Raw genomic sequence first — 12,723 nt, 5'->3', positions numbered from 1 at the left:
TTTAATCCCGTCGACGTGTTCGAAGCGTACCAAACGCTTAACCGTTGATCACGGTGATACGCGAACCCGCTTCACGCCAATTTGTCCACGCCACCTAGAAAACTAGGGGTTACTCATAAAGCGCCAGTTCGGGATAATACGGAAACGCCCGCGTGGCGTCGAAGGGTGCGGTCATTGCCGTCCCCTTGCCTCGGCGACGGTGCGCAGGCCCAGCATGCCCATCGAGCGCACCAGTTCTGTGCGCAGCAATTCCAGCGCGCGGCACGCGCCGCCTTCGCCGCCTACGGCGAGACCATAAAGCGGCGCCCGGCCGACAAGCACCCCGTCCGCGCCTAGGGCCAGCGCCTTGATGATATCGCTGCCGCGGCGCACACCGCTGTCAAACAGCACCTGCATGCGCCCGCCCACGGCGTCGACGATCTGCGGCAAGGCGTGGATGGTCGCGGGCGAGCAGTCAAAGACGCGCGCCCCGTGGTTCGACACCACGACGCCATCGGCTCCGGCTTCCATGGCGAGGCGCGCGTCTTCAGGGTGTAGCAGGCCCTTTAGCACCAGCTTGCCTGGCCAGCGGTCGCGGATCGCCTTGAGGCCTTCCCAATCGAGGTCGTCCTGCTTGAACCGGCCGCCGGGAGGCGCGCCCTCGGTCACCTTGGTGCGCATTTGCTTGGGCAGGTTCGCCTGCGAGGGCATGCCGCCATGAAGCTGGTAGCGGCCCATTGTGCCAACGAGCCAGCGCGGGTGGCTCAGCACGTCAAAGAGATTTGTGGCATTGAGCCTGAACGGCGTGCCGAAGCCGTTCTGGCGCATATATTCGCGGTTGGGCTGTACGGGCATGTCAACGGTCACGAACAGCGTGTCGCACCCTGTAGCCCAGGCCCGGTCGACCACCGCCATGGAGAGCGCTCGATTCTCCCACAGGTAGAGCTGAAACCACATCCGCCCGCCGGCGGTGGCGATTTCTTCGAGGTTCATGGTGCTGGCGCTGGAGACCGTGAATGGAATCCGCGCCTTCGCTGCGGCCTTCGCCAGCGCGAGATCACCCTGGTACCACAACATGCTTGCGCCACCTGTCGGCGCGATCGCCAGGGGCAGAGCAACAGGTTCGCCCAGGAGTGTAGTGGACGTATCGACCTCTTCCACTGCGCGCAGCACGCGCGGGAGCATGGTGATCGCATCCAGCGCAGCGCGGTTGCGGCCCATGCCGTGTTCGTCCTCTGTCCCGCGCTCGACATATTCCCAGACGCCCAGAGGCAGGCGCTTGCGCGCCTTTTCGCGCAGGTCGGCGACGTTGAAGCAGCCAAAGTCCATCATGCTCTCCTTTACCTGTCCAATCGCTTTCCCGCCTGCCTTCGCCTGCCCTGGCGAACAATGATCAGCCTGTATGCCCGGCCGCCAACGTCACGCCTGCGCAACCTAGCGCTGCTTGCCCAATGCCGCGGCCATCCTTTCGAGCGCGAGCTCCATGATGGGATAGGGTGTGGCGAAGATGAAGCGCGCGAATCCAGCGAAATCGGCGCCGCAATGCCGCCCGTCCGTGAGGCGGACCCTGGCTTCTTGCTCGAAGAAGGCTGCGGGTTGGCCGTCCACGGCTGCACCGCGAAAGTCGAGCCAGCCGACATAGGTTCCGTCAGGTTCGCCATAGCGCACCTCGGGCAACCGTTCGGCAATCAACGCCCCGAGCGCGGCGGCGTTGCGCTGCAGATAGGCAAGAACATCAGTGCGCCAGTCCCAGCCATCACGATAGGCCGCGATGTTTGCCACCGCGCCAAGGTTGCAGGTGCCATGGGCCGCCATGAATGAGAGGTCTCGCCACTGCTCCCGGTCGCCGTCATTCGATGTGATGACCTGTGCGCACTTGAGGCCGGGAAGGTTCCACGCCTTGGACGCGGAAATTGCCGTGATCGAATGGCCGGCGGACGTTGCACTGACCGATGCGTAAGGCACGTGTTGATGGGGCGGAAATGCGAGCGGCGCCCAAATTTCGTCGGCGAAGACGCGGCCGCCGTGACTGTCAACGAGCGCGCAGACGGCCTCCATCTCGTCGCGTCGGAAAACCCTTCCGGTCGGATTATGCGGATTACATAGGATAAGCAGATTGCCGCCGGCCTCGAAGGCCCGGCCGATGCCATCGAGGTCGAGACGATAGGTCCCAGACTCATTCAGCATCGGCACCTCGATCACCTCCCGGCCCATCATGGGCGGGAAGAGCAGGAACGGTCGGTAGGAGGGTGTGGGGACGATGATCTTCGAACCGGGGCGGCTGTGGTGTTCGATTGCGATCTCGAGCACTTTCAGGACATCCTGGACCGGATGCACATCCTCGGGCAACACATTCCAGTTGTATTGGCGGGCCAGCATCTGCGTCGTGGCGTCGCTTAGTTCGTCCATCAGGTTTGCCGGCAGATAGCCGAAGCTCTCCTGATCGATCGCAGCTTTAAGCGCCCGCTTGATCGCCGGGGCCGCGCCGAAGTCCATCTCAGCCACGAATGCACCAATGCTGCCGTCCCGTGCAGCCCATTTGGTCGCGCCGGTCAATTGCAGGGATTCGATGGTGATCCGGTCGAACTCGTGCGTAAACGTCACAGTACCTCTCGCATATTTCTCAGCCGCTAAATCCCGGTGCGCTCCGGCGTCAGCCGCGCAATGATCGCGCGACCGCCATGGCGAACTGTCGGCTTTATTCTTGGAGGCTTATGGCGGCCTTGGCTGGGTCATGCCCAATGATCCGTTTCGATAGGAGCTATGACTTTGGCGCATGACCGGTTTCATTGACTCCTGTGGCCCGGGATTCCAATACGCCGGTGCCTGGCTGCCCGACAGATCCGGGGGGGGCGGACGGAATAAGCGCGAGGCATGAAATGCCCGGGTGATGCAACGGAGGGAGTGAAAGCGTTGAGCAATGTCCAAGGCCGACCAGGCGCCACGAACGTCGCGGCGCTGGTGCAAGGGGGAGCGCTCACCGGTGTGTGGCAAGCCCAGGCTACCACGACCATTCCCGAGCTGTTTGGGCCGTTGCCTGGACAAGCCCGTCTGACCGGCAACGAAAATCCGTTCGGCCCTGCGCCTTCCGCAGTGCGGGCTATGAAAGAGACAGTCGGCCTGTCCTGCTATTATCCTGATCGGGCGGTGATGCGCTTGACCGACATGATTGCGGAGCGGTTTGGTCTTTCATTCGGCCAGATCATCCTGGGCTCAGGAACGACGGAACTGCTGTGCGCAACGGCTCTCGCCTGGGGGCAGAAGGGCAGCGTCATCTGTCCCGAACTGTTCTGGGATGCGCCGATCAATTATGCGGCGCGCAAGGGCGTGCGCTGCATTCGGGTGCCCATGGATGCCGGGGTCGGCATCAACCTCGATGGCATGGCCGATCTGCTCGATGACAGCGTGGCGCTGGTCCACATCGTGAACCCCAACAATCCCACGGGGCGATTGCTCGACAATCAGGCGCTGCGTGCCTTTTCGGAAAAAGTGGAAGCGTGCGGTGCCACGCTGCTGGTCGACGAAGCTTATAATGAGATGACTGATCTGCCGGACGAGAACTCCCTCGTCGATCTTGTGCGGGCCGGACGCAACGTGATCGTCACACGAACCTTCTCGAAGATCTACGGGATGGCAGGAACGCGGATGGGCTATGCGTTGGCAAGCGAGGAGCATATCGCTCGGATCCGGGGCTACGTCACCAGCTTCGGCGGGAACGTGGCCGGCCTGGCCGGAGCGATCGCCTCGTTCAACGACCAGCCGTTCCTGGAAGCGTCGCTGCGAGCGATCCGGGAAGGGCGTAACATGATTCTGCATGCGGTCGCGGCAGCTGGTTACGCCGCCCTGCCGAGCCAGGCCAACTTCGTCTTCGTCGACGTGCTGGACGCAGACGCATTACGCGACGCCATGGCCAATCGCGGTATTCTCGTTCGTGGGGCTTTTGGAGAAAAATGGTCCCGCTATTCGCGCGTCTCCGTCGGCACGCCTGACGACACGCGGCGCTATGCCGATGCGCTGGTTCAAATTTCCAACGGTCAGGACGCGGCGGCCTGGTCCGCCCGAGCCTATGAAGCGGATCGATAACTGCAATCGACGACAGGCGTTGAGTCTCCGGGGCGGATAAGGAGTAGGACTTTGAGAAATTCCCGGCCTGAGCGGTGCCCGGCCTGCCTGACAGGGCAAGCATCGGTGGAGACCGGGACGATAGGGCGGCAAACGCCCAGTGAGAGGGGCTGCTAGGAATGATTGCACATGAACCAGAAGCAACAGGCGCGCGGCCTGCGCTGCGACATCCCGATGGCGGCTGGAGCGCGCGATCCTGTTACGCAATGGCCCTGCTGACGCTGGCCTACGCGTTCAACTTCTTCGACCGCTTGCTTATCTCACTCCTGTTTCCGCTGATCCAGAAGGATCTGGGCCTGACGGACACCGAGCTTGGCCTGATTACTGGTGTTGTCTTCGTGCTGGTCTATGCGATCCTCGGCATCCCGGTCGGTCGATTGGCAGACCGGTATAGCCGGAAGGTGATCATCGGCGTGGGCTTCACATTCTGGAGCGCCATGACCTTTGCCACCGGCTTCGTCGGCAATGTCTGGCATATGATGGCAACCCGCTTCCTCATGGGTGCGGGAGAGTCGGCCGGAACGCCACCGTCAACCTCCATGTTGTCCGATCTTTTCGATCAAGCACGGCGCCCCCTCGCCTTCTCCATCCTAGTCACAGGGACTGCGATTTCCAGCCTCGTCCTGACACCGATCGCCGGCTGGATCGGCCATGTCTATGGCTGGCGACAGGCCTATTTTGCGGCTGGTGCAGCCGGGATGGTGCTCGGTCTGCTGATCCTACTGACAGTGCGCGAGCCGGCCCGTGGCCGCTTCGACGGGGAACAGGCTGTAGCGCCTGAGGACAAACCGCCGTTGCGCGCGTCCTTCAGTTTCCTCTTTGGCCGCCGCACATTTGTCCTCGCGACAATTGCGGCAGCGCTGAATACGGTCTCCTTCCACGCACATCTGGTGTGGGGCACGACCTTCATGTTGCGCGTGCATGGGCTAGACGTGGCGCAGAGCGCGGCCTTGATCGGCCCAATTCGCGGCATCACAAACCTCGTCGGCGCGATTGCTAGCGGCGTAATGCTGGGCTGGCTGCAGAGGCGGGACGAGCGGTGGGGCGTCTGGCTGCCCGCGTGCTGCTTCGTCACTGTGGGTGTGTCCCAGTTCCTGTTCCTGTTTGCCCCGACGGCGGCGCTCGCGTCGGTCGGTGTGGCCATCAGTGCGTTGGCCGAGGGGATGATGGTCCCACTGATGTCTCTGATCCTCGTGCGAGTCATGCCGGCGCGCATTCGCACCTTCGGCATGGCGACCTATGTCCTCATCATTGCCATAGTCGGCCAGATCGTCGGCCCTGCCGGCGTGGGTGCGCTTAACGACGCCCTCGCATCGATCTGGCACGAGGAGGCGATCCGCTACTCCATGTCGGTGACAGCCCTCATCGGCGTTCTCGCCGGTCCGGCCATCTTCCTGGCGGGCAAGCATCTGCGCAAGGACGCTCAGGCGGCCAGCGCATGGTCGGCCCAATGAGGCGGGTGCCGATCCGGCGCGCGCTCGGCCTCCTGCTGATGGCCGGCACCTTGCAGATCGCCGCGATCGGGGCTACGCTCAAGACCTCCAGCGGTCTCGACGCGCCACCATCTGCGGATCAGGTGGCTGCGGGGGGGCTCGCCTATCGGCAGGCCTGCGCCGCTTGTCATGGCGCAGATCTTGAGGGCGGAAATGCTCCCGCGCTCGCCACACCGGACATTTTGAACGGCTATCACACCGTCGGCGGCCTCTATGCGTTCATTGCCGTATCGATGCCGCCCCAGTCGCCCGGCACTCTCAAGAAGAAGGATTATGCAGCGATCGTCGCCTACATCCTTTCGAGGAACGGAGCCTGTACGGGTGGCCGTGCGCTCGATCCCGACGCTCTGGCCGACAAGGACATTAACCTGACCGCGCTGGCAGCAGGCTGTCCCGCCGCCGCCAAGTCAAATGCCGGCGCCCCGGCTGCGGTCGCAAAGCACAGCGTGCCGCAAGCCTACACCTGGGGGCGCGCTCTGCCGAGCGTGACGGACCCGAAATGATGAGTTTCTCCCCTCGCAGTCGGCCCGGTTGCCCCTCGCCCATGCCGAGCCTCGCGGCAAGGACTGCACTGGTGGCCTGCGCCGCGGGGTTGGCCTTGGTGCCGCTGATCGCGTGGGCGCAGCCTTCTACGCCGCCGCCTGCTCCAGCCGGGCCCCGGGCCTACACGCCCGTCACGGACGACATGCTGCGCTCGCCACCACCGGGTGAATGGATTGCATGGCGCAGGACGCAGGACAATCAGGGCTCTAGCCCGCTCACCCGGATCAACCGGTCCACTGTTGGCCGGCTCGAACTTGCGTGGGCCTGGCCGATGGCAGACGACGGCATCCAGGAAACCGCTCCGCTGATGCACGATGGATTGTTGTTCCTTCAGACGAACAGCAGTGTCGTGCAGGCGCTCGATGCCCGCACCGGCGATCTGGTCTGGGAATATCGACCGACGCTCCCCAAGGTTCCAGTCGAGCAGGCCTATCGTCGTTATCAGGGGCGTCGCCAGAAAAACTCGATCGCCCTGTACATGGATACTGTCGTTCTTACGACGGCGGATGCGCGCATTGTCGTGCTCGATGCGCGCACCGGGGCCGTTTTGCGAGAGGCGCAGGTGTTCGACCCCGAGCTGGGCTACGGCTACACCGTGGGTCCACAGATCGTGAACGGCAAGATCATCTCGGCGATCTCGGGCTGCTCCATTGCCGAAACGGCAGGGGGATGCTTCATCACAGCGCACGACTTCACGACCCTGAAGGAAGTGTGGCGCGTCAACACTCTGGACGATCCCGAAAACCCGGCCCAGTCGGCGAGCTGGGGTCCGGTCCCGCCGCAAAACCGCTGGGGCGGTACACCATGGACCACCGGATCCTATGATCCGCGCACCAACCTGGTGTTCTGGGGAACCGGAGGGCCGGGGCCTTATGCAGAGCTGGTGCGCGGCTCAGGCGCGGGCGATGTACTCTACACCAACTCGACGCTAGCCATCGATGCCTCGACCGGCAAAATTCGCTGGTATTACCAACACTTGCCGCGCGACAACTGGGATCTCGACAGTCCTTTCGAGCGCATTCTGGTGGACGACCGCAGTGGGGGTGAGGTTCGCCACCTGCTGATTACCGTCGCCGGCAAGAACGGCATCTTTTTCGCGCTGGACCGGGACACCGGGCGCTATCTGTGGTCGCAGGAAACGGTCTTTCAGAATGTCGTCACTGGCATTGATCCGGACGGCAAGGTCCATGTGAACACCGACCTGATCCCCAAGCGGCTGGGCGAGGAAATGCTTGCCTGCGCGTCCGTTTCGGGCGGCAAGCTCTGGCAGGCCGCGAGCTACAGTCCGCTCAGCAAGAGTCTCTTTGTGCCCCTCACCGAAAGCTGCAGCAGCGTCACGCCAATCCAGGCGGAATTTGCGGCAGGCAGCATGGTCGGTTCGGTAAAGATGGGGCCGCGCAAGCTCCCGCCGGGTTCCGAGGACGCCGGTCTGGTACAAGCGATCCCCATCGGCGCGGAGCGTCCGCCTTCCGGAGGATGGGAAGCGCGCCAACGGACCTCGCTCACATCCTCGCTGCTTGCCACGGACGGCGGCCTTGTGTTCGGGGGCGATGCGGGTCGATACGTCAAGGCTTGGGATCAGAAGAGCGGCAAGATCGTCTGGCAAGCCCGGCTCAATGCGCCGGTCGGCGGTTCTCCAATGACTTATGAACTGGACGGCGAGCAGTTCCTCGTCGTGCCGACCGGTTACAGCGCTGCGGCGGCAACCATCTCCTCGGCATTTCCGGAAGTGCCGCTGCCGTCCGGAACCGGCAATTCCATCTTCGTGTTCAAGCTCAAGAAGAAGTGATCCGACTGAGCGTGCGCACGCGCGCAAGGGCAACCACGCCCCCGGAAAGCCCTGTTCGAGGGCACGGAGGCGTGAGGTCTGACGTTACCAGGCCGGGTTCTGCGGCCGTGTCGGCGTTGCGCCCAGTCGCTCGCCAAAAACCTCGCGGTGCGAGATCAACCAGCGCCCGTCGACCCGGCGGAACTCGTCCTCATAATGACCGAAGGCGCCGAAATATGGCGGAACCTGGATGTCGTTGTTGAACCAGTAGGCTCGCCCTGTCGCGACATCGCCCTCAACTTTCAGCACGAGCGAGGTGATGAAGTGGCGCGACAGCGGCTTGCCCGTCGTGCCGCCGAATTTTTTTGGATAATATTCGAACCACTCCGGGGTCCATGCCCGGATGGCTTCCCGGCCCTCGTAGCGACCGAACACGCCGCAGAGCACGCCATCCTCGGAGAAGGTGTCGAGATAGGTTTCCACGTCCAGCCAATCGAGCGCGAAGATGTAGCGAGACATCAGGTTCTCGATCTCCGCCCTGTCGTTGCCGTATCGTTCGTTGAATTCCATGGTGATCACCCTCCATCGCGACAGGCCTGCATCGACCTTTGTCGATGATCGCTATCCGCTGGCATCTGCGGGCAATCAATCTCGCAGCGGGCATAACCGCTATGATTCCGATACATGGAGGCCTTTATGAGTGGCGATCATTATGCGCGCCAGTCATAGCCGTTATTGAGACCTTGCGTTTGCTCGGCCGACCCAGCCGCTAGATGATTGGTTCATGCCACCGGGACGATGACCGACGCGTGGCCAAATTTATAGGTCACCTAGGGGAGGCAAGTTTGAGAAAATTGGCACTGGCCAGTGTTGTGTCTGGCATTGCATTTGCCGTTGCACTGTCAGCATCGAGCTCCGCCCAGGCGGCGGAAGAGGCGCCAGACGACGAAACCATCATTGTCACTGCACGGTTCAAAGCCGAGAGGCTTCAGGACACACCGCTCGCGATCACCGCAGTCACCGGCGAAGCCCTGAGCGCGAGAGGCGCGCTTGACGTGACTGATGTCAGCGGCCTCGCCCCCAACCTCTATCTCGCCGCCGGCGGCACCGCGCTTGGCAAGTCCGCCGGCGTATCGATCCGCGGCATTGGTGAGGGAGACTATAACTTCTCCGTCGAACCCGCCGTCGGCATGTACATCGACGATGTCTACCACGCCACGGTGTTCGGCTCGATCTTCGACCTGCTCGATGTGAACCGGGTGGAGGTCCTGCGCGGCCCCCAAGGCACGCTATTCGGAAAAAACAGCGTCGGTGGCGCGATCCGCGTCATTTCCAATCAACCTCGCGGCGACAATTCCGGCTCGCTGAGCATGACGGTGGGTAGCTTCGGTCGCTACGAAGGTCGCGGCATGCTCGATATCGGCCTCGTGCCCGATCGCATGATGCTGCGGATTGCCGCCGGCGTCCGCCATCGCGACGGGTTCATGAAGGTGCTGGATTTTGCCTGCGCCAACCCAACGCTTGTCGGGCCGATGACCGGGAACCTGTCCTACGTTCTGCGGGCGCGCACGACGGACAGCTCATGCCAGGTCGGCACGATGGGGGCAACCACCGTCGTCTCTGGTCGCGCTACGCTGAAGGCCGTCCTGAGCGACCGGCTGACGGCAACCATCACTGCTGACATGTCGAGCGACAAGGGAGAGCAGGCCCCCGCGAAGCTCCTCTCGATTAATACGGCGCTGGCGGCTTTCAACACCAACATTGCGATCCCGCGCTACGGCATTCCCTTTGACGGCCGTTTCCTGACGAACTCGCTTTACACCAGCTATGCCGGCTTCAGCGCTGCCGCCTTCGGCCTCGATCAGCCCAACCAGAGTGACGTGGTGGGCTGGGGCGTTAGCGGCGTTCTAGATTTCGCTGTCAACGACGCGATGTCGCTCAAGTCGATCACGGCTTACCGCAAATATCACGGCATCTTCGGGCGTGACGGCGACTCCTCGCCGCTGGACGTCGGAGGTTCGCGCAACTGGCTGTATCATAATCAGTTCAGCCAGGAACTGCGCCTGTCTGGTGACTCGCTCGACAAGCTGCTCGAGTGGACGCTGGGCGGATATTATTTCAGAAATTCTGGCCGAACGATCAGCGAGACTGACACGCCGACCATTCCGCAATTGGCTCTGGGTGACGATCGCGCGTCGAGCAGGAGCTGGGCTGGCTTCCTGAACGTCACCGCCAATGTCACCAGCCAGTTGTCGTTGACCGGCGGCCTGCGCTATTCAGACGAGAGCAAGACCTATTCCTTCTACCGGGCGACCTATCCGAACCGCGTAGCGTTCATCAATAATGCCCCGGGCGCGGTGTCATACAACCGGTGGGACTGGAAACTCGGTGCCGACTACAAGATCACCGACAACATCATGGCCTACGTTTCGGCCTCGACCGGCTTCAGGGCGGGCGGCTTCAACCCCCGCCCATCAACGGCGGCGCAGATCACGCCGGTCTATCCCGAGACGCTTGTCGAATATGAAGCAGGCTTCAAGAGCGAGTTGTTCGACAGGCTGCTGCGCCTCAACGTAGCGGCCTTCACCGGCAACTATAAGGGCTTGCAGATGAATGCCTCGTCGTTCGACCTGAACGGCGTCATCGCGATCGTCCGCACCAATGTGGGCCGGTCGCGGATCAGGGGTTTCGAGGTCGAGGCGACGCTCCGTCCCGCGCGCGGGCTGGAGTTCAGTGGCTCGCTCGGTCTGACGGACTACAAATATCTGGCGCTCGGTGGTGCCGAGATTGTCCGGGGCGGGCCGTGCCTGTCCTGCGTGCCAGCGCTCGTTCCGCGCTGGACCTCGACCCTCAGCGGTGAATATTCTACCTACATCGGGCAGCTGGGCAAAGCCAGCCTCCGGCTTGACTACCGCCATCGCTCGAAGGTTTTCACAGATCTGCCGAACACGCCGGAGGCGGCGCTTGCCCCGCTCGACCTGCTCAACGCTCGCGTTGGCTGGACGTCTCCAGATGGGGATTGGACAGCGAGCGTGGGCGTGACGAACTTGGCAGACAAGGAATATTACTCGGCGATCTCGCCGCTGGCCTCCGCTGGCCGGCTGGGCACGCCGGGCGCGCCGCGCGAATGGTCGTTCACGCTTTCACGGCAATTCTGACGGGCTTGCATAGCAAGCGAGTGCGAGGGGGGGCTGGTTCCACGCGGAGCCAGCCCCTTTTCCGGTCTGGCGAGCGACTTCGCCTTTCCCCTCGCCGCAGGTGCCGACGGGTCCGTTGACCTGCCATCACTCCATCCTGTACCCATCGAGACGTACGGAAAGTCACAATCGCTTGCGCGATCGGAAGGAGCAGGAGACGTGTCGCAAATCAACCTGCGCAATTTCGATCTCAATCTCCTGGTCGTCCTGCATGCGATCCTGAAGCACAACAATGTCAGCGCAGCGGCGGAAGAGCTGGGCATGTCCCAAAGCGCGGCCAGTCACGCGTTGACGCGCTTGCGCCGACTGCTCGGCGACGAGCTCTTCGTAAAGACCCGGAACCACATGGTGCCGACCCCGAAGGCAGCCGAATTGATCGAGCCTGTCGAGCGTATCCTCTCGTCAGTTCAAGAGATTCTCTCGACCCACGGCGCCATGGCGGGACGCGGCGCGAACCGGACCGTCACGCTCTCGCTGGGCGATGTGGGTGAGACGCTGCTATTGCCACCGTTGCTGGACCACATCCGCAGGGAGGCGCCGGAATGCAAGGTGTATACCCTGGCCAACCGTTCCAGCGAGGCCGAGCAACTGCTGCTCGACGGCAAGCTGGACGTGTATGTTGGATTCATCGCGTCGTCCTCGTCCAATCTCATGTGCCAGAAGCTTTATGACGATGATCTCGTCGCCATATGCTCAAGGGACTATCCGAAGTCCTCTGCATTGACTCTGGAAGAGTATCTCAACGCAGACCACGTCACCCATCAAGTGCAGACGCAGCCGAAGAATCTGGTCGACGATTTTCTCGAGCGGCAAGGCTATCAGCGCAAGGCGCGGGTCACGACGCCAAATTCTATGGCGACGCCGGAAATCCTCCTTCGTGACCCGTCTCTCATCTCTGTTTACCCGCGCTCGCTCGCCGTTCATCTCGCGGGAATCTATCCGCTGAAGCTAATCGAGCTGGCCTTCGAACAGCCGATGATCAGGGTCTTCCAATACTGGCATCGCCGTTACAAGAATGAGGTATTTGCTTGCTGGCTGCGAAAGTCTATCTTCGACATCGCACAGAAGGTGGCCGTTACAGGAGCATGAGCCTCGACGCCCGCGAACGGGCTTTCATGACCTTCGGGATGTTCCTGCCGCAAGGTAATCCAATTTCACCGCTGTGCGGCGCGCATATCGTCGAGATCAAAGGAGCACGGGTCAACGACAATGATCGGGTTATTCATGCCCCCCTACAGATACGCGAGGCAATTTCAACGGGAGCTATTGGGCTGTTGAGTAGCACTGGTCACACACAGCGGGTGCAACATGACCGAGTATTGCCACTTCGGTTGGCGTTACAGCACCGAGTTGCATTCGAATCGGCCATTCCAAGAGCGCTTTGATCTCAAGGTATTTTCTCGTCGGTTGATCATCTGATCAGATATAGCCGACCATCTCAACAGTCGGGGGCATGTGGAAGGTGTATGGATTGGTCAGGGCCGGCCCAAGGCAATTCTGAATTTATCCCCCACCCCCCGCGCCGTAACCGATGTTCTCAGGCCACGGCGATCCAAGGCATGAGTTCGCCGACGCTGTTGGCGGGATGACCGTTGGCGAGCTTGGTGAGCGTGTCGGTCAT

The 12,723-nt window shown here is 62.2% G+C and carries 10 protein-coding genes; 7 read left to right on the top strand and 3 right to left on the bottom strand.

Annotated features, from left to right (window positions below; genetic code table 11):
- Nucleotides 1-171 precede the first annotated feature (171 nt).
- The gene (locus tag HGI47_RS21555) at nucleotides 172-1,311 is read right to left on the bottom strand and encodes an alpha-hydroxy acid oxidase (protein WP_168854816.1); all 1,140 of its coding nucleotides are present in this window, start codon (nucleotides 1,309-1,311) and stop codon (nucleotides 172-174) included.
- A gap of 102 nt (nucleotides 1,312-1,413) precedes the next feature.
- Complete coding sequence (locus HGI47_RS21550) at nucleotides 1,414-2,583, bottom strand: aminotransferase class I/II-fold pyridoxal phosphate-dependent enzyme (RefSeq protein ID WP_206066356.1); 1,170 nt, start codon at nucleotides 2,581-2,583, stop codon at nucleotides 1,414-1,416.
- Between the two features lie 309 nt (nucleotides 2,584-2,892).
- On the opposite strand from HGI47_RS21550, the gene HGI47_RS21545 reads away from it, so the two are divergent.
- From HGI47_RS21545 to HGI47_RS21530, 4 genes are all read left to right on the top strand, one after another.
- Nucleotides 2,893-4,062, top strand: a complete 1,170-nt coding sequence (locus tag HGI47_RS21545; RefSeq protein ID WP_240950369.1) for a histidinol-phosphate transaminase — start codon at nucleotides 2,893-2,895, stop codon at nucleotides 4,060-4,062.
- A 245-nt stretch (nucleotides 4,063-4,307) separates the two neighbouring features.
- The gene (locus HGI47_RS21540) at nucleotides 4,308-5,555 is read left to right on the top strand and encodes an MFS transporter (RefSeq protein ID WP_168854814.1); all 1,248 of its coding nucleotides are present in this window, start codon (nucleotides 4,308-4,310) and stop codon (nucleotides 5,553-5,555) included.
- A complete protein-coding gene (locus HGI47_RS21535; RefSeq protein ID WP_168854813.1) occupies nucleotides 5,540-6,097 on the top strand; it encodes a c-type cytochrome in 558 nt (185 codons plus the stop codon). The genes HGI47_RS21540 and HGI47_RS21535 overlap by 16 nt, the downstream gene beginning before the upstream one ends.
- 71 nt (nucleotides 6,098-6,168) lie before the next feature.
- Nucleotides 6,169-7,926, top strand: coding sequence for a PQQ-binding-like beta-propeller repeat protein (locus HGI47_RS21530; RefSeq protein ID WP_206066355.1), 1,758 nt, complete (start codon nucleotides 6,169-6,171; stop codon nucleotides 7,924-7,926).
- 84 nt (nucleotides 7,927-8,010) lie between these two features.
- On the opposite strand, the gene HGI47_RS21525 is transcribed toward HGI47_RS21530, so the two are convergent.
- Entirely contained in the window at nucleotides 8,011-8,475 is a 465-nt protein-coding gene (locus tag HGI47_RS21525; protein WP_168854811.1) for a nuclear transport factor 2 family protein, read from the bottom strand.
- A 275-nt stretch (nucleotides 8,476-8,750) separates the two neighbouring features.
- On the opposite strand from HGI47_RS21525, the gene HGI47_RS21520 reads away from it, so the two are divergent.
- The 3 genes from HGI47_RS21520 (at nucleotide 8,751) to HGI47_RS21510 (ending at nucleotide 12,487) form a co-directional block, all read left to right on the top strand.
- Nucleotides 8,751-11,063, top strand: a complete 2,313-nt coding sequence (locus tag HGI47_RS21520) for a TonB-dependent receptor (RefSeq protein ID WP_206066354.1) — start codon at nucleotides 8,751-8,753, stop codon at nucleotides 11,061-11,063.
- 198 nt (nucleotides 11,064-11,261) lie between these two features.
- A complete protein-coding gene (locus HGI47_RS21515) occupies nucleotides 11,262-12,191 on the top strand; it encodes a LysR family transcriptional regulator (RefSeq protein WP_168854809.1) in 930 nt (309 codons plus the stop codon).
- Nucleotides 12,188-12,487, top strand: coding sequence for a hypothetical protein (locus tag HGI47_RS21510; protein WP_168854808.1), 300 nt, complete (start codon nucleotides 12,188-12,190; stop codon nucleotides 12,485-12,487). The genes HGI47_RS21515 and HGI47_RS21510 overlap by 4 nt, the downstream gene beginning before the upstream one ends.
- Nucleotides 12,488-12,723 lie beyond the last annotated feature (236 nt).

The organism is Novosphingobium sp. ERN07, assembly GCF_012641335.1.
In the GTDB taxonomy this organism is placed as follows: domain Bacteria; phylum Pseudomonadota; class Alphaproteobacteria; order Sphingomonadales; family Sphingomonadaceae; genus Novosphingobium.
The sequence above is the reverse complement of the archived record's forward strand: the minus strand, read 5'-3'. Positions and strand labels throughout refer to the sequence as shown.

What these genes read in the sequence shown, in the direction of transcription:
- HGI47_RS21535 (WP_168854813.1), top strand. Translation starts at nt 5,540, where the DNA reads ATGGTCGGCCCAATGAGGCGGGTGCCGATCCGGCGCGCGCTCGGCCTC.
- HGI47_RS21555 (WP_168854816.1), bottom strand. Translation starts at nt 1,311, where the DNA reads ATGATGGACTTTGGCTGCTTCAACGTCGCCGACCTGCGCGAAAAGGCG.
- HGI47_RS21525 (WP_168854811.1), bottom strand. Translation starts at nt 8,475, where the DNA reads ATGGAATTCAACGAACGATACGGCAACGACAGGGCGGAGATCGAGAAC.
- HGI47_RS21540 (WP_168854814.1), top strand. Translation starts at nt 4,308, where the DNA reads ATGGCCCTGCTGACGCTGGCCTACGCGTTCAACTTCTTCGACCGCTTG.
- HGI47_RS21510 (WP_168854808.1), top strand. Translation starts at nt 12,188, where the DNA reads ATGAGCCTCGACGCCCGCGAACGGGCTTTCATGACCTTCGGGATGTTC.